Source organism: Xanthocytophaga agilis (assembly GCF_030068605.1).
Classification (GTDB): domain Bacteria; phylum Bacteroidota; class Bacteroidia; order Cytophagales; family 172606-1; genus Xanthocytophaga; species Xanthocytophaga agilis.
Genome location: NZ_JASJOU010000002.1, coordinates 348,891 through 368,325, shown reverse-complemented (window position 1 = coordinate 368,325; position 19,435 = coordinate 348,891). Strand labels below are relative to the sequence as shown.

21 protein-coding genes are annotated in these 19,435 nt (G+C 34.0%); 12 read left to right on the top strand and 9 right to left on the bottom strand.

Going from position 1 to position 19,435, the window contains the following annotated elements; genetic code table 11:
• Positions 1 to 114: 114 nt before the first annotated feature.
• Together QNI22_RS08325 and QNI22_RS08320 are read right to left on the bottom strand one after the other, a co-directional pair.
• Positions 115 to 930: a hypothetical protein gene (locus QNI22_RS08325; protein ID WP_314510180.1), complete on the bottom strand. Its 816-nt coding sequence runs from the start codon at positions 928 to 930 to the stop codon at positions 115 to 117.
• Positions 931 to 963: 33 nt separating this feature from the next.
• Complete coding sequence (locus tag QNI22_RS08320; protein ID WP_314510179.1) at positions 964 to 1,764, bottom strand: hypothetical protein; 801 nt, start codon at positions 1,762 to 1,764, stop codon at positions 964 to 966.
• A 159-nt stretch (positions 1,765 to 1,923) separates the two neighbouring features.
• Here QNI22_RS08320 and QNI22_RS08315 point away from each other — a divergent pair, with 159 nt between their 5' ends.
• Positions 1,924 to 2,454 (top strand): hypothetical protein, encoded by a 531-nt coding sequence (locus QNI22_RS08315; RefSeq protein ID WP_314510178.1) that lies wholly within the window; start codon positions 1,924 to 1,926, stop codon positions 2,452 to 2,454.
• A gap of 73 nt (positions 2,455 to 2,527) precedes the next feature.
• Here the strand turns inward: QNI22_RS08315 and QNI22_RS08310 are convergent, their stop codons facing one another.
• The 5 genes from QNI22_RS08310 to QNI22_RS08290 form a co-directional block, all read right to left on the bottom strand.
• Entirely contained in the window at positions 2,528 to 2,896 is a 369-nt protein-coding gene (locus QNI22_RS08310; RefSeq protein ID WP_314510177.1) for a hypothetical protein, read from the bottom strand.
• A gap of 27 nt (positions 2,897 to 2,923) precedes the next feature.
• On the bottom strand, positions 2,924 to 3,736 hold the full coding sequence (locus QNI22_RS08305; protein ID WP_314510176.1) for a phage antirepressor KilAC domain-containing protein: 813 nt from the start codon (positions 3,734 to 3,736) through the stop codon (positions 2,924 to 2,926).
• A 402-nt stretch (positions 3,737 to 4,138) separates the two neighbouring features.
• On the bottom strand, positions 4,139 to 5,689 hold the full coding sequence (locus QNI22_RS08300) for a hypothetical protein (protein WP_314510175.1): 1,551 nt from the start codon (positions 5,687 to 5,689) through the stop codon (positions 4,139 to 4,141).
• A gap of 701 nt (positions 5,690 to 6,390) precedes the next feature.
• Complete coding sequence (locus QNI22_RS08295; protein WP_314510174.1) at positions 6,391 to 6,609, bottom strand: hypothetical protein; 219 nt, start codon at positions 6,607 to 6,609, stop codon at positions 6,391 to 6,393.
• Positions 6,610 to 6,634: 25 nt separating this feature from the next.
• Complete coding sequence (locus tag QNI22_RS08290) at positions 6,635 to 7,495, bottom strand: DNA translocase FtsK 4TM domain-containing protein (protein WP_314510173.1); 861 nt, start codon at positions 7,493 to 7,495, stop codon at positions 6,635 to 6,637.
• Positions 7,496 to 7,601: 106 nt separating this feature from the next.
• On the opposite strand from QNI22_RS08290, the gene QNI22_RS08285 reads away from it, so the two are divergent.
• From QNI22_RS08285 to QNI22_RS08245, 9 genes are read left to right on the top strand one after another with little or no spacing between them, the layout of a single operon-like run.
• Positions 7,602 to 9,398: a hypothetical protein gene (locus QNI22_RS08285; protein WP_314510171.1), complete on the top strand. Its 1,797-nt coding sequence runs from the start codon at positions 7,602 to 7,604 to the stop codon at positions 9,396 to 9,398.
• A gap of 4 nt (positions 9,399 to 9,402) precedes the next feature.
• Positions 9,403 to 9,663 (top strand): hypothetical protein, encoded by a 261-nt coding sequence (locus tag QNI22_RS08280; RefSeq protein ID WP_314510170.1) that lies wholly within the window; start codon positions 9,403 to 9,405, stop codon positions 9,661 to 9,663.
• Positions 9,653 to 10,645 (top strand): hypothetical protein, encoded by a 993-nt coding sequence (locus QNI22_RS08275; RefSeq protein ID WP_314510169.1) that lies wholly within the window; start codon positions 9,653 to 9,655, stop codon positions 10,643 to 10,645. Before QNI22_RS08280 ends, QNI22_RS08275 begins: the two co-directional genes overlap by 11 nt.
• Before the next feature lie 3 nt (positions 10,646 to 10,648).
• Positions 10,649 to 12,985: a fibronectin type III domain-containing protein gene (locus QNI22_RS08270; protein ID WP_314510168.1), complete on the top strand. Its 2,337-nt coding sequence runs from the start codon at positions 10,649 to 10,651 to the stop codon at positions 12,983 to 12,985.
• A 54-nt stretch (positions 12,986 to 13,039) separates the two neighbouring features.
• The gene (locus tag QNI22_RS08265; RefSeq protein WP_314510167.1) at positions 13,040 to 14,302 is read left to right on the top strand and encodes a phage portal protein; all 1,263 of its coding nucleotides are present in this window, start codon (positions 13,040 to 13,042) and stop codon (positions 14,300 to 14,302) included.
• Positions 14,280 to 14,774: a hypothetical protein gene (locus tag QNI22_RS08260; protein ID WP_314510166.1), complete on the top strand. Its 495-nt coding sequence runs from the start codon at positions 14,280 to 14,282 to the stop codon at positions 14,772 to 14,774. Before QNI22_RS08265 ends, QNI22_RS08260 begins: the two co-directional genes overlap by 23 nt.
• Positions 14,774 to 15,280 (top strand): hypothetical protein, encoded by a 507-nt coding sequence (locus QNI22_RS08255; protein WP_314510165.1) that lies wholly within the window; start codon positions 14,774 to 14,776, stop codon positions 15,278 to 15,280. Before QNI22_RS08260 ends, QNI22_RS08255 begins: the two co-directional genes overlap by 1 nt.
• The gene (locus tag QNI22_RS08250) at positions 15,277 to 15,513 is read left to right on the top strand and encodes a hypothetical protein (RefSeq protein WP_314510164.1); all 237 of its coding nucleotides are present in this window, start codon (positions 15,277 to 15,279) and stop codon (positions 15,511 to 15,513) included. The genes QNI22_RS08255 and QNI22_RS08250 overlap by 4 nt, the downstream gene beginning before the upstream one ends.
• Positions 15,510 to 15,800 (top strand): hypothetical protein, encoded by a 291-nt coding sequence (locus tag QNI22_RS08245; RefSeq protein ID WP_314510163.1) that lies wholly within the window; start codon positions 15,510 to 15,512, stop codon positions 15,798 to 15,800. Before QNI22_RS08250 ends, QNI22_RS08245 begins: the two co-directional genes overlap by 4 nt.
• 209 nt (positions 15,801 to 16,009) lie before the next feature.
• Here the strand turns inward: QNI22_RS08245 and QNI22_RS08240 are convergent, their stop codons facing one another.
• On the bottom strand, positions 16,010 to 16,429 hold the full coding sequence (locus QNI22_RS08240) for a hypothetical protein (RefSeq protein WP_314510162.1): 420 nt from the start codon (positions 16,427 to 16,429) through the stop codon (positions 16,010 to 16,012).
• A gap of 167 nt (positions 16,430 to 16,596) precedes the next feature.
• Between QNI22_RS08240 and QNI22_RS08235 the strand changes: the two genes are divergently transcribed.
• Together QNI22_RS08235 and QNI22_RS08230 are read left to right on the top strand one after the other, a co-directional pair.
• The gene (locus tag QNI22_RS08235; RefSeq protein ID WP_314510161.1) at positions 16,597 to 16,839 is read left to right on the top strand and encodes a hypothetical protein; all 243 of its coding nucleotides are present in this window, start codon (positions 16,597 to 16,599) and stop codon (positions 16,837 to 16,839) included.
• A gap of 39 nt (positions 16,840 to 16,878) precedes the next feature.
• The gene (locus tag QNI22_RS08230; protein WP_314510159.1) at positions 16,879 to 17,229 is read left to right on the top strand and encodes a hypothetical protein; all 351 of its coding nucleotides are present in this window, start codon (positions 16,879 to 16,881) and stop codon (positions 17,227 to 17,229) included.
• Positions 17,230 to 17,506: 277 nt separating this feature from the next.
• On the opposite strand, the gene QNI22_RS08225 is transcribed toward QNI22_RS08230, so the two are convergent.
• Positions 17,507 to 18,442, bottom strand: a complete 936-nt coding sequence (locus QNI22_RS08225; protein WP_314510158.1) for a hydrogen peroxide-inducible genes activator — start codon at positions 18,440 to 18,442, stop codon at positions 17,507 to 17,509.
• Positions 18,443 to 19,435: the final 993 nt, after the last annotated feature.

The window sequence follows — 19,435 nt, the reverse complement described above, 5'->3', positions numbered from 1 at the left end:
TTTTATAGGTGTCAAGAATTAATTTGTTGGTTTTCAGTGTTTTGTGATATATTTGTATTCGGTTAGGCGATTCCGGTAAAGGCCAGGGGAACTGATGATGGGGTATGCAAACTGTTAATGCTTTGCAATTTTTTGTACTACTAATGAATCTACATTTTCCATTTTGAATATTGGAATAGATTTATTGGTTCTATTATAAAGAAATAAGTATTGTTCAGTCTGCCCTATATATAATAAACTTGAAGTAGTGACAATTTTATGATTGTTGTATTGAAATGATACATTAGATATTGCATATCCATCCATAATTTCCTGAGCTTGTTGAACCCTATAACTACCAATAATTGATTTACCTATATAAAATATCATGAAGGTTATTATTAGAAGAATATTCCTTTTAAGGTATTCCTTGTAACGAAGAAGACCATTAAAAATTAAGAAAAGAAAGATTATATCGATGAAAAGAAATATTTCTTTAAGCTGATAATTCTTAATCTGATAAAAACTCATTATCAATTGAGTTATGGCAAATGAAAGGAATAGGAAAGAGAATGCACCATATACTGGTGGTTGGAAATAATTAAAAATGAATTTCCCTGCCTTTCTTAAAAATACAGACCATTTTGAGTTACTTGTTTGTGTATTTGATGGAGTTAGTGTGGATGGTGCATTCTCTTCCTGCGTATTTCTCTCACGTTCGATTTGATTATAATTATCAAGAAATGTTTTTATTAAATTACTTGTAAGGCCAATCAAAATGACTCCTGTAGAATATATCAGTGTTGGCAAAAATAGTAAGAGCAATTCAGAGCTGGATACATAACTATATATATTAACTCCAAAGGTGTCATAGTAATAATAGATGTGACAATATCCCAGATAAAGCAATGCTGCTGTTAATACGGGTATAATCTCTATAATCTTTTTCAAGGTCTTTAAAGATTGTTTTGATGATTGAATAGATTACTTATATCGAATTTGTTTGATGTCATCCATTTTATATACAGTGGTACTGCTATCCGTAGTATTGTACCAGAATACATAATCTTTGCTCTTACCTATGTAATACTGAGTGATGCTCCCTTTTACTTCTTTGTCATCAAGAGTAATAGTTACATATTTATATCTACCTAGTTTTGTATGTTGGATTAAGCTATATGTGTTACTGAATAATAAATATAAACCAATGCATAGGCCCCAGGTAAACCAATATGTAGTCCTACCAAAAGGAACATTGTATTTCATTAATCTAATTTTTACTTCTTTCAAAAATTCCAGCAGGAATAACATTAATGTAGATAGTATTAATAAACTTATTGGATGTACGGCCTTGTTTATGTGATCTCTGAGATATATACTAAAAGCTGATAATGCGATTCCAGTAAGAAAAAATGTAGCTATTACAGAATTTCGGGTATAATATGCAGTTCTCAATAAGAAAGGTCTTTTGCTAAGGTTCTCCATTCTTTCCTCAAAATGCTTATCTAAACCATGATCAAGTACCCGAAAAAAATAGAACGGAATCATTAATAAGAACCAGATAGATACATACAGATCATGTATAAAATATGTAAATACTTCTGATACATCCATATAGTCCAATATTGGCAAGTTAAATGCCTTATAATATATATGCACTTTTAGAATGCCAATAAGTAAGATTATCGATACTAGAATGGGAACGGCTTTTGAAAGAAATTCAAAGTCAATGATTGGTTTTTTCTCTGTTTTAGGCTGAGTTTCAGTTAGTGTAGTTTCTTCCATTTTTCTGAGTTAGTGATACCTTTTATGATAAAAATCCAAATTTGTAACCTTTCTACGTTTAAAAATAGTGAAAATGATATCTGGAATCGAATTATAGGTGTAAATATGTTCACCTTATTAGGCAAAAAAACATAAAACGAAAATCCAAACTTAAGTTCTATGGGACGTCGAAAATCAGCTAAAAATGATCCGGTTCTGGGTATAGCATTAATAGTTGTAGTTATAGTGGTTTTCTTTGTTAGTAAATGCTCCAGTTATTTTGCAGAAAAGGAAACAGAAGAACTTCAGAGGAAAAGTCAAGCCAGTATTGATTCCCTCAGTCGTGTGCAGGCTGAACGTGCAACCGAACGTAGATTAAAATTGGAACGAGAACATCCAGAAATTATAGCCAAAGAGAAGGCTAGGTACGAAGCGTTTCAAAAAAAGAAGTCAATAGTTGAAGCAAAAATCAATAAGATGATTGAGTCATGTTACGGTTGGTCAAAGTTTAAAGGTGTGAACCAATATAGTTTTAATACTAATTGTTATGAGGAAAAAATGCAGAAGCTGGGATTACATAAAGGCCAATTTACATATTGGTATGAAGGCATGTATCAAGGTCATCGTTTAGTAATAGAACATCATGGAGCTGTACCAACTAATTCGGGATGGTCGAAACAACGTATAGATGTGAAATATCTTCTTGATTAGTGTGTTTTTCGAACAAGAATGTGGAAAAGTTTTGAAAGGTATAAAAATGCCGGACAGTGAATCCGGCACATAGTTATCTAATCAATAATTGTTCAACCGTTTTGAAGTACTTCACTCTTTTAGTTCTTTCGATGAGGAAGAAACGTTCTATCAGTGCCAGATTTTCAATCTGTATTTCTGAATTATAGCAATATGCCAGAGCTGCTTTTTTGCAGAGATGATTTGTAGTAGATCGAAAAATATACCGGCACTTTTCTTTATTGGTTTTGGTTAGCATTCGTTGAGCATCCAGTAGTTTCTGTATGACTTCAGACTTTTGGTGAATGCTTAATAATTCTTCTGATTGTAAACAAGTATCAATAAGTTCATCAACGATTTGAATAAATTCAGTTCCGGTCATAATGCCTCCTTTCCGGAAGAAACATTCGAATAACGAATGCAAAAAAGATTACAAGTATCATCAATCTCATTACTCAACCTCCTTTTTAAATCTTTTTAGTAACCAAAGCCTTCCTTCTGGAGTTACGTGTAGGGTAAATGAACTAAAGCCTGAAGGTGTTTTAAACTGTTTCCGGATAAAGTAATTACTATAGTGGGCGTAGTATGAATATTCATACCTGTCTTTATTGGTAAAGTAGATAACCTTCTCATTAAGAAGCCTCTGATTTAATGCCTTCGCGGAGATCTGAAGTTCTTTTGCAATATCAGTTATGGTGTATGTGTTTTTTACACCGATAAGTAGGTCAACTTCTGCTTCTTTTTTTCGGATAGCTTCATTCTGTTGATCAACTACAACAGTTAATTGATTAACTTCTCTGGCTAGTTCTTTATTCTCTGACTGCAATAATTGATTTGCTTCAAGTGCTGTTGCCCATCCTCTTAATGCTTCTGGATGTGTTGGCATTCGATTAACCTGGCTGGTTATCGCAATTCGGCACTGCCGATATACTTCAAAAATTTCGTCTCGCTCACGTGCAATCAAGTATTCGAAACATTGTGTAGTCAGGTGGTATATTTCTTCCGGTCTACCTCCAAGAGGGTTTTGCAGAATACTCTGCGAAACCTGATAATCATAACCTTCCTTATACTTTTTCTTTAGTGCAGCTACAGCCGTTCTTTTTTCTGTATAACCCAATTCCCAGACATATGCTAAGTGTACAGGGAATTTTTCACCACTTTTTTCTGATTCGAAAATCAGGTTGAAATAATTTTTGATTCTTTCTAATTCAGCTGATCTGCCAGTTTTTAGGGTAATGTTGCCATTGTCTTCATTTAAAAACATTCTTATATATTTTACAGAAACCTTTTATTAGTTACTGTTCATATATAAGTAGTTTGATTTTTTGAAAAAGCTTAAAAATATTAGAAAATTTATATCAAATGGCTTATTGTAATTGAAAATTCTTTATATAGTTATATTTATATATTAGAATATATGCTGGATATCTATTTGATTTATATTAACTATCCGGCTCAGAGTGTCTTTTCTTTGGGCTTGTTTGAAGATTTGATCCAGTGACATATATAGTTTCTGTCTATCGTTAATCTGATCAAATACAGACACTATATTATTTGAAAAATGAAACTGTAGGCCCTTCTTATTAATGACTAATGTGTCACCAAACATTTCTTTTATTATCGCATTTTTTAGTCTTGAATCGTTAGTTGTCATATAGATTAAAATTTAGAATGGTATGGGTATTTCTTCAGTTAATTCTTCTTCTATTATACCTAGCTCTTTTAACGCTTTATTGATATAATCCAGCTCTTCAAGAGTATACCTAGTTGGCTGGGTATTATGCGAAGCGGAAAAATCCGCCACTTGATAATCAGCAGGTTCCGGTTCAACTTCATAACATCCTTTTTCAATTGTGGGCTGAATGTTATACATATCCTTATAGCTTTTCATAATATGATGCACCACTAAATCAATATGATCGTGAGTTGTATAGATTGCGTCATGACACGTCAGTATTTGCACATTCAGGTTATCCTTATAGATTGCTTTTGCAATAATGTTAATAAACATCTGTGCTTCTTTCCGTTGAAGGTTTCGTGCCAGTGTCCGGTAATCAGTTTCCTTCAAATGAAGGATTACTTTGAATACGTTTGGAAATTGATTCTGCATTGCTTTTTCCTGTTGCCATACCTTCTTTTCTGAATGTTTATTGAAAAAGACTTTTTCGAAAAACTTGGCTTTCCATTCCTTTCTATGTTCCTGGGTTATTCCTTCCTGTTCCATCAGGTAATCGTAAAACTTACCTGATCTACATAGTTCAATATAATGCTTCACATCATCCGGTAATGCCAGGTGGCGTTGTTTGTAATAGCTAATTAACATACATGCAAATAAGAATGGCTGGCTATTCCGGATATCTGCAAATACTAATGGGTGATTGTTTAATAGTAAGAATTGCCGGAGCTTTGACGGAAAAGAAGTGAAAAAGGAATAGACTCTATTTGTTTTGCTGTCGATGGTAAAGTTGATATCACCTTCAGCTATCAGGGTAATATTGATTAGATATGATTTGAATTTCAGAAAGTTAAAACCAGTTAGTTTTTTGGTTCTGTACTCCTGGACCTTTGCTGCAATTTCATTTTCCTTTTTCAGGAACTCAATTTCACTCAGATACAATTCATTGTTTTCTATCAAATCACTAATCTGATTTTGAGCGTCAATTATAGATGTATAGCACGGTTTGGATATGTTATAATGGTTACATACTTCAGCTACACAATACTCTAATGCTTTTTCTGTCTGGATGGATAAACTGGATAGATCTAACTGTAAGCGATTATAAAGTCTTTTGTTCAGCTTTATTTTCTGATCTTGGCTTCTATGTTTGAAGTCTTTGATCTTTTGAATGAACTGTGAATCAGTAGGAGATACCATCTCAAACTTTGTTGTTCGATACTTATCTGTTAGCCGGTAGCCTTTACTTTTCGTGGTTGTAACATAATAATTGTCACATTCAATAATACCTAACTCAATCAATGTGTTGAGTATGGTTTTATAATACCTTTCACCATACAATTCAGATAATATGTCTGAGTGTAACTTATGGAAGCTGTCTAAGCCATTATATTTTTCTGTATGCCTTTTGATATACAGTGTGTGAATAACATGATAGTACTTATCCATATGAGAGTTTAACCTCATATGTTCATTTAATTCTTCTGATTCAATGGCTAATTGTAATACGTTTTTAAGGTTTGCAGGAAGATAAAAATTCATTAAACTCTACTATAAACTTTATTTAGATCTTCGTTCCAGAATGAATGGATAGAGCCTCGAAGATGGCTTTGGAGGAGTTAAACACTAAAAGTTATATAGTACTTTGTTTATCGAGTTATCATCTGTGGGACATCTGAAATACCTTTCTATCAGTAATTTGCAGATGGGAGAGTGATCGCTCGCTGGTTTTTATATTTAAATCTGGATCCAGCAACCAGATTGGTTTTTTATTTGAGGATTGATGAACTTTAACATCAAGTATATTCTATATGTACTTAATACACTAAGTACCTAAAAGGTAACCCATATTTTTAAACTTTTTTTGCTGCAACTGAAAAAGATATATGTGATACTGAGTTAGGAACGTTACAAGTGTGATTATATGTAAAATTGTACTTTTCTAATATGATTTAGCTAATTTTGGCAGGTCCTTTTTTTTATCAATTATACTATTCTATGTGTCTCATATATTATATTTATTACGATTAATATCATATACAATAACTAATTATCATAATATCTTATATCTATTAATTTATATTGTTATTTATTTAATTTATTCTCTCTATTCTATATCACCCTCTGTCTTGACAGTAGGTGCTATTCAATTGATAATCAATTAGTTGCGAGGTGTTTTTTCTGGGGTAAGGGGGTGGTATACTACCCACTAATTTTGTTAATGAGTAGTACCTATTCTGCTTTTAACTGTAGAGTGGACCCGCTATATCATTAGGTGACTTTTCACGTTCTGGTATTAATTCATAAGATACTATTACATGATGATCCGTAAAGGTGATAACAGGATCTGAATTGCGAACCTCATAACCTTGCGGTATTCTGTTTTTGATCGCACTTAAATCCAGGGTGACCAGATTGGTATGAATAGGAAATTTTTCAATGAAATACGTTTTGTTTGCCATTGTAGTTGAGTGTTTGGTGTGTTTGTTAAATCAATTGACTACCAGGTATTTGTATTTTAGGAATAATGCTATCATATTCCTTTTCAAACTTATCTAATTTATCGTTAATAGTTTTTACAATGACTACATATTCCTCTAAATAAGTGATTTGAGTGGCAATTTTGAAAGTACCATAAATATGTACACCAATTTTGGTTAAGTAATAAAGATGAAATTTGGTATATAATACACTTTTTGAATTTGATTCTAGTGTTGAGTTTTCAAACTGAAAAAGAAAAGAAGCAAAAGAAGTAAGTATATATGAAAGTGCTATGATAAATTGTATATTCTGCCTGATACGTTTATGAATTATTTCATCTGAATCTTGGGTAATCTGAAATATTTGATCTTTCTCCAAAAGTAGTGTATCTGAAAATGCTGCAATTGCATTATCTGCTTTAAGAATGGGGTTTGACTGATAATGATATTGTTCATATTCTAATAGATGAACTTCATTCCGAAATTCATTGAACATTGTCTCCAATAGCTGGAGTTCTTCTTGATCTTTCGCTCGTTTGATCTCCTCTTTTAAATTTTCACGTTCGTTTTCTAATGCTTCTCGCTGAATTGTTAAAGCTTCTCTTTGTAACTCGTTTGCCTCTATCTGTTTTGCGATAGCTTCTGTTTGTTTTTGATTTGCTTCTACCTGTTTTTGAAAAGACAGATATATAAGAAGGCCTCCTATAATATTTATGAAGGGTGCTGTAATCCCACCAAGTGTATCACCAATCTGGCCAGATTGAGAAAAATCTAACTCAGGTCTGAATGCAGGTAAATTCAAAACTACCGGTATACAGAATATCAGAAATATTCCTATACCAAAGTAAGTCCAATGTTTCTTACTCATATAAAGTTAAAAGTTGGTTATGGCTATTAATGAGAAAATAAGTAAAAAGTGAACTGGTGAAACATCGTGGTCCGGTAACTATTTACTACTAAAAGATAGTAGTTAAATGACAGAAGCCAGAAAACAGTTTGAAGAAGAAATTAGTATTAACTATCAAAACTGGCAGACGGATTTTGAAAAATTTGCCAGGTTCACATTTGGTAATTTGGATGACGAAATAATATATAATAATTATCTGGATGCTATTTCTAGTGTATTAATAACCCTCTCAAAACAGACTGAACATAAGCCTGTTCCTTCCTATAAAGATTACCTATTTATAGTCTTCAGAAACAATCTCTTCGATCACTTCAAAAAATCGAAACGTTTAGGTTTTGAATTGAAAGATGATTTATCAGGCTATGATAACTATTATAGCTATGATCCCCAGGCAGAGATGGATGAATATGTACTGGCAGAAGAATTTGATGTGAAAGTAGAATCTCGCCTTGATGAAGTTTTGGAGTTGTTATCTGATCATGGACGCGATGGCTATGCGGAAAGTTTTGTGGCATTAGTGGAAGTTTTACCTAATTTCAATGCGTTAAATTGGCAACAACGTCAGGTTCATGATAAGTTTTTGAAAAATCTGAATAGATATATTTCTGTTGCAGAATATAAAAAGCAATATGGTAAGATGCCAGGCAGGTTTTTTTTCAAAAAGGAAAATGAAAAAGAGAAATGGGAAAAAGAACTACGTAAAGAGAAACGAGAACAAACTTCTACTGAAAGAAGAGTAAAGGCTGAAGAGAGAAAAAAACGTATTGAGTTGAAAAAAAAGAATGCTGAGAAAAGAACAGAAGAGAGAAAGATCAGACAGTTAAAACAAGTTGAAGAAACTGAACGATTAAAACAAGAACAGATTATTAATAAAGAGACTAGATTAAAGAAAAAGGGAGAATTAAAACGAATCATTGATAAAGAGGTTAAAGAAGAAAGAAAAAGGCTGAGTCAAATTAAGAGTGAAGAAAATAAGAAAAGGATTATTGAATTAAAAGAGAAGAATCAACAAGAAAAGGCAGAAAGACTCAGAGAAAAGCTCCAGCAAATTAAAATAAAGCAAGAACTGAAAGAAAAGCGAAATAGACTGCAGGAAGAAAAAAGAGAAGCTAGGTTAGAAGTACAAACAAAGAGAGCTGAAATAAAAAAAATAAAAGAACAGCTACGAGAGAAGGCAAAAGTAGAATTACTCAGAAAGAAAGATGAAAAGACAGAATGCATTCTTGCCAGAAAAGCAGAACGTGATCTTGAAATAAGACAACGAAAAGAGGAGAAAGAAAGACTTAAATTAGCTATACAATTAGCCAAAACGGAGAAGGCAGCACTACTAGCTCAACAACGGAAAGAGCATAGTGAACTTTTAAGGGAAGAAAAACGTGCTGAAAGAGAAATAGCTGCAAAATTAAAGAAGGAACAAACTAGATTAAAAAGTAAACGATTAGTAAATAGATCTACAAATAACCTTAGTGCAAAAGTCATTGTGAAATACAATATTAATACTAATGAAATAGTTAAGTTATATTCTTCTCAACTTTCTGCAGCAAAAGAAAATAACTGTCACATCAGTGCAATTGTAAGATATCTTGATGGCTCTTGTACAGGTATTAAATCCGGATTCTCATATCGATATGCAACAGAATCAGAGATGGTTGAATATCAGATTTTTCCTTCATCAACAAAACGGAAAGTAGAGCAATACAATCGTGAAACAGGACAAATAATAAAACGATATGATTCATTGAAGGAAGCTGCAATAGATAATAATATGAGTATTCAGCTAATCCATCATTCGATTTCAAATGGTAAAAGGGGGGAAATAGGTTACCGTTATGCTACAGAAGAAGTAAATAAAATTTTTGAATAAATGAATGCAAACAATATCCCAGACTGATCCACTTCTGATTATATATAAGAACCATGTTCCGGAATTCACTATCACAGGTTCAACTTTTCATATACAATCGAAATTGAATGAAACGGAAATAGAACTGGATGTAACAATAATGGAAATCCAGACAGCATATATGGTTTTTATAGATGACCTACCAGAACTAGAAGAAACAAGCAATCTGATAATGAAATACGGTTCAGATAGTATTTATGTAGAGCTTCTGAAATATGTTTCGTAACTACCTGAATACTGGATTTGATAATGGCTGTGGGTTTAATATACCCAATGGTAATTCTATTTTCCTGGTCAGGAAGAGTGCTATTACTGGTACAACCATTACAGATGGCCAACTAGTTAATATTTCTGCTTTAACTAACTGGATTAAGTTTGAGAAGATTCAAAATCTGAATTATGAAACCATATCAAACTTTAGCCGAAATGGGTGGATATACACCACTGAAGTTTCGTTTGTGGTGCCCGAAATCAGCGTATTGAAAAATCGATTATTTGATTACCTGAAAGAAGATATAATAAGCATTTTTCAGGATCGTAATGGTAAGTTCTGGTTAATCGGATTACAACAGACTGCAACGATTTCAGGCTATGATTATGATTCAGGCTCTGGAGAGTATATGGTTAAATTAGCCAGCACACATAAACAGAAGCTGGTGCTGGTATCATCAAACCTTCCTGAGACTTTACCCATTGTAAACTATGACATTTGCGGTTTTAGTTTAACAGGTATTCGGGAGTTATCAGCAATGAAAGCTGACAGTATTCAATCTGTAGTGATTAAGGAAGATAGTGTTGTCAGAATTGATATTACAGCTTACCCATTTAATCTAAAAGGGCTAGATGACATCTATTTTAAAGTCACGCCTACTAATAGCAAAAATGGTATAGTCAATAATATCCAGTTAGGCTTTACGATTGACGGACTTACAATAGAAAAAAATGAATTACTGGAAAGGCTAACTAATACCCAACTGATATTTATTGCAACTGATAAAAATGGTAGAACCTGGATGATTGGATATCCTAGTCCAATGCTATTATCAGAAGCTGGGTTTGGTACTACAGAAGCAAATTATAAGTATGTTTTCTCTTCTACTCAGAAGCAGAATATACTTCAAATAAATAAAAACGCTTTCCAGATAGTTGAAGTGTGTAACATGCAATATGTTGATTCCAACTATGTGGATTGCGATTATGTTGAATAATCATTGATCACTTTACATCAGAACAAAGGCTCAAAACTCAGTATTAACGAAGTCGACACTAACTTCATAGAGTTATCTGCGAGTACAGCTTCTAAGGTTGATACAATAACATTTACAGGTTACACTGCAAGTACTGCAACAGAACTTGCTTCCAAAGCATCTACAGGACATACGCATGCTTATTCTGGTTTAACTGGATTACCAGATATCTACACAAAAACTCAAGTTGATACTAAGATATCCGGATTCTCACAAACTAAATTAATTATACCTAATAGTGGATATACAGTAGGTACTTTGCTTGGATTTGATGGGGTACACTATGTTAAACCCATTGCCTCTGATGTAAACAATGCTGAAGTTGTCGGGGTTGTAACCGGAATTATATCTGTATCTCAGGCTGAACTTACTTTATATGGTTTAATTGATGTAACAGGCTGGGGACTTCTTCCTAATACAGCTTATTTCTTATCTACAGCAACAGCAGGTCAGATAACCTTCACAGATCCTATTGATATTCCAGATAACAGTGGTATTGTTCGTAAACTGGTATTAATAACATTTGATTCCAATCAGGCTTTCTTTTATAACGAGCCTGGAGAGATTATAAGTGGTCAGCAAGCAGGAGAAACAATTTATTCTGGTGGAACGGGTATTTCTATATCTGGAAATGTGATATCATATACTGGATCTACAGGACTTGCTTCAGATGAAGAGTTTGATGCAATGGTGGATGATAAAGCACCTACTGTTGCTCAAATTGTAGGTAAAACTCAATTAAGCTTTGAACAAGGTGACTGGATATATCTAAATTTTTCTAAAGTTGAAGGTTCTGTTGATGATATTCCGGTTGATGAATTAGCACCTGTTACACAATCGGATTTATATCTGTATTTAGATGAAGGGTATGACCCTACCAGCTGGAATATGGTGATAAGATCTTATCAGAAATTGGGTATTGATATTATTACTGATTTGAATCTATACATACCTGGAAACATTCGTACAACCTATCCATTTGAGTTGAGTTTGCGAGTCCTAAAGATACATGCAGATGATGTAAGCATACATTTCTTCCTGGATCAAACAGACAATAACACACCCAACTATGTAGATCATACAAACAATGTTATTGCGCCAAATGGTCTTACTCTTTCCGGACCTGCTGGAACTTGGTTTGTATTGCGGTTTGCCTGTCGGGTTGCACAGCAATTTAATATAAACAATGCCTTTATTCTGGAAATTCAGAATACAACTCAGTTCATTGACAAGTATCATGATCAGAATGTGGATGGAGTAAAAAGTTTCCTTCAACCAATCGCAATTAAAAACCATACTGTTGCCATAACTCAGGAGACTTATTTTGACCCTATTGAGGAAGTACAGATAAAACCCTTCGATTTTATTCTGCGAAATGGTTCCTTTAATACTGACATAGATAAAGCAGTTCTGTCTTTTCAGTTTCAGGATGGAGGGTTGGATATTCGGGCGTACACAGCAGATGATTTTCGATATGGAGTTGCATTAAGTATAGGAACGATAGCATCTTTTGGTGGAATTGGTACATTTAAAGGATATACAGCATATTATCCTAAGCTAGGTAATCCGGATGAAAGTAATTCTATTACAATATTTGGCCCTTCATATACAAATGATACAGATTATTCTGTTTTTCTATCTAGATCAGGCTATCAACGTTTAGTAGGAATTCCTCTTGATTCAGCATCAGCAGGAGAGATTGCGGGAACAAACCTTCTACTAGACTGGGAGGTATTAGTTAATAACAGACAACACGTTTACTGGAATGGTACTATCTCTTTTACATTCTACAATCCTTATTTACATCATGAGAATGTGTATCATGTGCGTACAGGTCCAAATGGAGCAACGCTTAATCTTCCAGCATTTAGTTATCTAGTTTCAGGTAAGTCTACAAGCTTATCAGCTAATAGTTATTACACTGTGAAAATTGTATGCGTCCTGATTAATAATGCTATTTGGTATAAATGGGATATTATACAGGATGTACTCAGTAATTCAGGTGGAACACCTGGAGTACCTGTTTTTAGAACGACATCGCCAGATATAAATTCTGAAGGTTTCCGGTTACACTGGACAAATGTAGCAGGTGCAACAAGCTACCGATTAGATATTTCAACAACCAGTAATTTCTCTGCTCTTGTTTCTGGTTACAATAACCTGGATACAGGACAATCAAACACAATAGATGTCTTTGGATTGAATCCTACTACTACATACTATTGTCGCGTTCGGGCTTCAAATAGTAGTGGAACCTCTGGAAACAGCACAACTAAAACACTCACAACTATATCGGTGTAATGCTCATCCTGTATTTACATACATAGTACTAATTAAAATTGAAATGTCTATGAATTGACAAAGACAAAAACAAACCAGCAACCACAAGTTTTTAAAATTGATCTGGCTGCTGTAGCTCTTCCAACAGTAAATCTTCAGCAGTTAAAGTATTCTACTGACAGCTGGGTTAAATACGGATCAGACAACTTATTCCCCAATTACCTATGCTCATTGTTAGACAAGTGTCAGGAGCATAGTGCATTTGTTCAGTTACGGCAAAACCTAATAGCAGGAGAAGGATTCAGTGTATCTGATAATATAAAAGAAGCTCTTGCAAACATTAATCAAGAATACAATGCTGATGAACTACTGGAAAGATTAGGCCAGGATCTTGGCATACTTGAGACTTTTGCTATTCAGGTTATATGGGATAAGGCAAAAAAGAAAATCGCTGAACTATACTATATAGATTCTTCTCTTATCAGACCAGATAAAACTCTGGATGTGAAAGGAAACGTAATAGGTTATTGGTTCTGTTCGGACTGGTCCAATGTAACCACAAATAAGCCGGTATTTTATCCCAGATTTGATTTAAATAATCCTCCTGAAGAAGGTAGCCAGATTTACTTTTATCACAAACATTCCAATCTTCAGCCTTATTTTCCAAAAGTTAGTTACGTATCAGCTCTCAATTACATCGAATTAGCAGCAGAACTTTCAAAGTTTGGGTTAAGTACTGTAGTGAATGGCTTTTTCTCTGGAGGTATACTCGAAGTGAAAGGAAATATGCAAGAGGATCAAAAACGGGAATTCACAGCAAATCTTCAACGTACTTACCAGGGTTCTGAGAATGCCCAAAAAATGCTTGTAATCATCACAGAAGAAGGCAACAGTGTAACCCTGACCAATTTCTCACAAACTGATAATACCAACATTCTCAAGGCTTTAAATGAACTGGTTGTGGATAAATTGTCGACATCCCATCGTGGTAATCCGAGTCTGGCTTCAGTAATGCTTAATGGATCTTCATTAGGGGGTGATGGAAATAGCTATACAGTTAACCTTCAGATCTATCAAAATACTGTTATACGAGCATTCCAGAAAGCAATTATTTCCTTCTTCAAGAAGGTTTTGAGCCACAACGGATTCAAAGACTATGAGTTGGACATTCAAGGCCTATCAGTAATTACTACCCAGATGGATGAAAATCTGAAGGCTGATTATATCAAACCGGAAACTTGGATTCAGGAGTATGGATATTCAGAAGATGATCTAATGCCAGATAAGAAAACAATCGATAACCCAGTACTTCCAAATGCAATACCACCAATTGAATAACATCTCAAATCAGTATCTGGCATTATCAGAAAATGAAAAGAAACGGTTTGAACTCGCTGGTATTGATACTTTTCTCTTCTGGTCTCGTTTGACCTGGTGTAATTTCCTATATATGTATTGCGACAACCTAATGAATAGACAGTTAGGTAGAGTAGGAAGAATTGCTTCTTATAGAACTGGTACAAGAAATATTGATCTGGTTCCAACTCGTTTCAAACCTGCAGGTAGAAATCTGAACAGTAGAGTAATCCGGTATTTCGATGCTAACAGAGCCGGATCAATTATCAATAGTGATGGAACCAGTATAGGGTTTATAAGGCCACGAATCACAGATTTTAAGGTTCAATCTGGTCAATGGAGATCATTTAGAAGGGACACATTTGTAATTATAATTGAAATCTACTCACCAGTCACTGGAAAATTTGAGTCAGATTTTTCAAAGTTTTATGATAAAAAACAATCAGCATCTTAATGTATATACTAAGCGAAAAAGAATTAAAAGATCTGACCAGTATCAATATTCAAAAGACCAGCAACTTAAAAGTATCATTTGAAAACATAGACTTTTTTTATGTCAAAAATTTACTTAGTGCTGGATTATATGCTCATTTAACCGCGGTTGTTAGTGGTGCAACAGGTCTAACTGTCACTACAAATCAATTGGCTGTACTTGACCTTGCAAAACGTTATATGGCTTTACTGATTCATTGGGATATGCTGGGAGATTTGCCAATTAAGACAACCGAAAAAGGTGCAGAGATGCCAGATGGTACGGCTGAGATAGATTTGATTAAAGAAAAACGGCAAACTCTTTATTCCAGGGCTGAAAAAGTCAAAAAATCCATTCTTGAACTTATCAACAAATATCCGGAGGATTTTGCCGGATTATATCCTTTTGATAATTGTATAACACCTAATTCAAAACAGGATGTGAGTCCTATTATATTTTATGAAACTAAATGGAGGCTATTTCTATGACAATAACCGCTGCAACGATTATGAGTATTCTGGGTTTAGTTGGTAGCCTGATAGGTGTATATGTGAACCTTAATCTGAAAATCCAGGCAAATGAAAAAGATATTGAACATCTGGAGACTGAACTATCTGAAATTAAAGAGAATAATAAGGTAATACTTCAAATAAAGGACACTCTATCTGACTTACGTGTCTCGATAGCAGAGATAAAAAAACAGTTAGAATTACAAAAATGAAACGCTTCTTCGTCTGGTTATCATCCAGCTTTTCCGGTAACGATAACAAAAGTAGTTCCAGAAAACTTACAGCATTTGGAGTGGTAATACTCTACTATATATGTTCAATCTGGTTTTTCCTGAAAGCAAGTAATGAGTATTATATGATGTTGGTAATATTTGGCCAGGCAGTATTCATCTGTCTGTTGTTTGGTATAGTGACTATGCAACAGATTATACAGTTTAAATCATGTAGCATTATTGACTTGAAGGATAACTCAGAGGAAGAAGTAAAAAAGAAAGAGTAATTAACTAATTATGTCTAAAAGGATCAATACTACACAATGTAAATCTGGATTTTCGGATGAGTTGTGGTAGTATTGATACAAGCATTTATTACAATGACTGGAAAATATAAAGTTCCTGGTCGAAGTTGTTCACCTGATTCAGGAACTTGCAGAGCTCTAATTTCAAATATTCTCTCGTAAAGGCTCGTGTTTTAGCTAGGTGTTATCAGCTAATCGCCTAAAAGCTTATCAATCCTCTTCGTAATTTGTTTTATCTCCATCATTTGATATTGGTTAAAATCTAACCACCTATCACTTTCTTCCAAGTTAACCCATCTTCTGTTTTCTGATTCTGTAACAAGAATCCTATATGACATATCTATTTTATCTGAGATAACAAGCTTAACTACTTCTTCTACACGATTTGTAACTTGATCAACATTGTCCAGATCACTGATGTAATTGTATTCTGCAGGAGGTAAATTATAGAGTTTTTCAGTAATCTCATCCTTAATTATTCGAAGGAATGTTTCAGCTTCCATTGCGTTGTGAAGATCGTTGTAAATACCACCTGATGATTCTTCCAGAAGGGCTTCAAAGATATCATCCTTTTTACTAAGTAATTCAACACGTATTGTAAATCTTGCCATAATAGAAAAGTTAAAAAATTAGAAATAATGTTCTGGGTAACTCATACTCAAAACAGTGCCTTTAATAATAAAAATTGTATGAATGTAAATATGACCTGATAAAATTAAACAATAAAAATATTGTCCATAAATCTTGGACAATTTGATTTTTTAACTTACCTTTGATCATGGAAAAAAACTTAACAAAACAAGAGCTAGGCGAACACCTCTTTAGAATGATAAAGGAAAGGTCTGAATCGCTTCTGGCTGACTATAATGATAATAAATTACCATTAAGCCGGTCTGCTATCTATAACTTAAAATCTGGCCAGTTTAACGAAACTACATTGCAGACTGTAGCAGACTACCTGCAAATTAAAATTGAAACTTTATATCGAATTTCTAACCCAAATCAAAATGAGAACAAGTAGTAAATCTGAAATTTAAGGAAGAGCTATTAACAATCTTAAATGAAATATTCAGAGAGTATAGATTACCTTCAACCAACAAAAAAATACCTGGATCATCAACCCAGGTATTTCCCACAAACAAAAATTAAATGTTTAATCTTAAATGTACGTAAAATTATGAAAAAGGATTGGTTATTCTTTAGCATTGCAGAAGAAAAAGAAGATGGAACTACCGCAATATTAAATTGGTATTGTGATAAGACTCATGCCTTTCTTGGAGCGCATTCATTATATCTTGAATTTGTATTAAACATCCTATTAACAATCGGGCCGGAATTTGACAAGCTTCAATTCATTTCAAAATATCTGGAAAGAAATACTAATATCGATATTGAGGTTGAGTATGTATAATATCGTTTGTAACACTTTTTGTAACACTTGGTCAGGGTGAAATCAAAAAGGCCTCTAAAAACGCTAAAAAAGCCCATATTCATCGAATATGAGCTTAGTTCTGATTTTAACCTTAAACCTAACCTTTATGAATATTTTATAGCAAGTATCGCGCCAGTTTTGTCTATGTATCTGGATACTAAGTTCTTAAAAAATATGGTTCAAAGGGCGTGAAAAAAGGTTAAAAACATACATGTGATTGATAATCAGATTATTTGAGGAATTCTGCTTTTAGTAATCAAACTTTTACAACTTCTCGTTCACCTTGCGCCTGCATTGCTACCGGAATAGCTTCCAGAATTTCGGTTTTTAAGGCATCAATCATGCGTTTTTTTACATAATTCCGATGAGTTGCAAGACTTACTTCTCGCACAGGTGCAGGGCTCTCAAAGCGCCTTACACGCACAATCTGATCTGAATTTAGGTCTTGCAGGGAAAGTTCTGGCAAAATTGTGATGCCATCGTTGAGTTCAACCATCTTTTTGAGTGTTTCTATACTACCTACCTCATATTCAAAAGTAGTGCTGTCCTGGTAGCGATGTTTAAGTTCACACAGATTCATAATCTGAGAACGGATACAGTGTCCTTCTTCCAGTAGCCATAGTTGGCGTACATCAATATCCCGAGCTAAAACGTAATTTTTTTTCATTAACTCGTTCGATTTTGACAGATATACTACAAATTCCTCATAAAACAGATGTTGGGTGAATAGATTATTGTCTGGAAGAGGGGTTACCAGTAGTCCTACATCAATCTGATTGCTTTTCAGTTTCTCGATTAACACCTCTGTTGTAAACTCAGCTATCTTGAGTTTTACCTGCGGGTACCGCTCTACGAATTTTTGTAGAAACAAAGGAAGCAAGTAAGGTGCAAGTGTAGGAATAACTCCCAGACGTAATTCTCCTGAAATCTCATTTCGCTTGTCCTGTATAATTTCTTTGATCTTCTCTGCTTCCTTTAATACTGTACGTGCCTGTTCGATAATTTCCATCCCTACTTCTGTGGGTACTACAGGTTGCTTGCTGCGATCAAAGATTTTTACATTCAGTTCTTCTTCCAGCTTCTGGATCTGCATGCTGAGTGTAGGCTGCGTAACACAGCAATGTTCCGCCGCTAACGAAAAATGTCGATAGGAATCTACCGCTACGATGTATTCTAATTGTATGGTTGTCATGTATCCTTTACTATAATTATTACTATAATTATTCTTTTGTGATTACTTTTCTTTCACTGTTTATTCAAATTCCTTGACTTCTGTCGTCTTCTAATCTCTTTTCCTTTTTGCTGCCTAAGGTTGTTTATTGTTTCTAAATATATTTCATCCTACGATCTGTTACTGTTTTGCAGGCTTGTATCTAACACTTGTATCTAACATTGGTATATAGCCCAGAACCTATCTCTTCTTATCACCTTGTCACTTTTTTGTCACGCCACGGCGTGATAACAAAAAAAGGGCACTTTTGCCGAACTTCTCCCCGCACAAATCCTAGGGGTTTCCTCGCGGCAGAAAGAAGGCCAGCGCACAGCTACGACGGTTCGCGTTGAAAGGCAGCTTGGCTCTCTTTGTATCTTTTTTGAAATTATACTATCCTACCCATTTCTTCTCCTCACTATCCTCTGAAAGAATCTCGTGACAAACAGAGCCTTGTTTGGTTTATGAAAGACAAAAAATACTCTCCAGAAGGAAAAGTCGCCGGTCTTGTCACGAGATCCTTTCAGGAGGACAATGGAAGGGTACTTCGAGAGTAACTCTAATACAAATATATAGATTTTGTTTATTGGTTGTTTAATGATATTGATTTTGACTATTGAAACGCGTAATGTGTTTCTATACGACCAGGATGTAAGAAGTTACATCTGTTTGTAGGCAAGAATGATATATTAATGGGTTATCACAGAGTATATTGGAGGGTTATTGAAAAGTTTCCTGATTTTGGTAAATATAATTTTGCAAAGAGTGATTATAATCATTTTTCTTTGAAGCGTAAATCATTTCGTTTAAAAAATACAATCGCCATTTTTAGCCTACAATAGAGAATAAGATAATAGTCCCAAAAAAAGCCATTCAAATTGTGCAATGGTCGTTATAAATTTTCCCTATGAAATGATAAATAAAATCGATTTTTATTATCTGTTAATTTTATCCAATTTTGAATCGCTGATTTAA

What these genes read in the sequence shown, in the direction of transcription:
- QNI22_RS08320 (WP_314510179.1), bottom strand. Translation starts at nt 1,764, where the DNA reads ATGGAAGAAACTACACTAACTGAAACTCAGCCTAAAACAGAGAAAAAA.
- QNI22_RS08315 (WP_314510178.1), top strand. Translation starts at nt 1,924, where the DNA reads ATGGGACGTCGAAAATCAGCTAAAAATGATCCGGTTCTGGGTATAGCA.
- QNI22_RS08305 (WP_314510176.1), bottom strand. Translation starts at nt 3,736, where the DNA reads ATGTTTTTAAATGAAGACAATGGCAACATTACCCTAAAAACTGGCAGA.
- QNI22_RS08300 (WP_314510175.1), bottom strand. Translation starts at nt 5,689, where the DNA reads ATGAATTTTTATCTTCCTGCAAACCTTAAAAACGTATTACAATTAGCC.
- QNI22_RS08295 (WP_314510174.1), bottom strand. Translation starts at nt 6,609, where the DNA reads ATGGCAAACAAAACGTATTTCATTGAAAAATTTCCTATTCATACCAAT.
- QNI22_RS08290 (WP_314510173.1), bottom strand. Translation starts at nt 7,495, where the DNA reads ATGAGTAAGAAACATTGGACTTACTTTGGTATAGGAATATTTCTGATA.
- QNI22_RS08285 (WP_314510171.1), top strand. Translation starts at nt 7,602, where the DNA reads ATGACAGAAGCCAGAAAACAGTTTGAAGAAGAAATTAGTATTAACTAT.
- QNI22_RS08280 (WP_314510170.1), top strand. Translation starts at nt 9,403, where the DNA reads ATGCAAACAATATCCCAGACTGATCCACTTCTGATTATATATAAGAAC.
- QNI22_RS08275 (WP_314510169.1), top strand. Translation starts at nt 9,653, where the DNA reads ATGTTTCGTAACTACCTGAATACTGGATTTGATAATGGCTGTGGGTTT.
- QNI22_RS08260 (WP_314510166.1), top strand. Translation starts at nt 14,280, where the DNA reads ATGCAATACCACCAATTGAATAACATCTCAAATCAGTATCTGGCATTA.
- QNI22_RS08255 (WP_314510165.1), top strand. Translation starts at nt 14,774, where the DNA reads ATGTATATACTAAGCGAAAAAGAATTAAAAGATCTGACCAGTATCAAT.
- QNI22_RS08250 (WP_314510164.1), top strand. Translation starts at nt 15,277, where the DNA reads ATGACAATAACCGCTGCAACGATTATGAGTATTCTGGGTTTAGTTGGT.
- QNI22_RS08245 (WP_314510163.1), top strand. Translation starts at nt 15,510, where the DNA reads ATGAAACGCTTCTTCGTCTGGTTATCATCCAGCTTTTCCGGTAACGAT.
- QNI22_RS08240 (WP_314510162.1), bottom strand. Translation starts at nt 16,429, where the DNA reads ATGGCAAGATTTACAATACGTGTTGAATTACTTAGTAAAAAGGATGAT.
- QNI22_RS08235 (WP_314510161.1), top strand. Translation starts at nt 16,597, where the DNA reads ATGGAAAAAAACTTAACAAAACAAGAGCTAGGCGAACACCTCTTTAGA.
- QNI22_RS08230 (WP_314510159.1), top strand. Translation starts at nt 16,879, where the DNA reads ATGAAATATTCAGAGAGTATAGATTACCTTCAACCAACAAAAAAATAC.
- QNI22_RS08225 (WP_314510158.1), bottom strand. Translation starts at nt 18,442, where the DNA reads ATGACAACCATACAATTAGAATACATCGTAGCGGTAGATTCCTATCGA.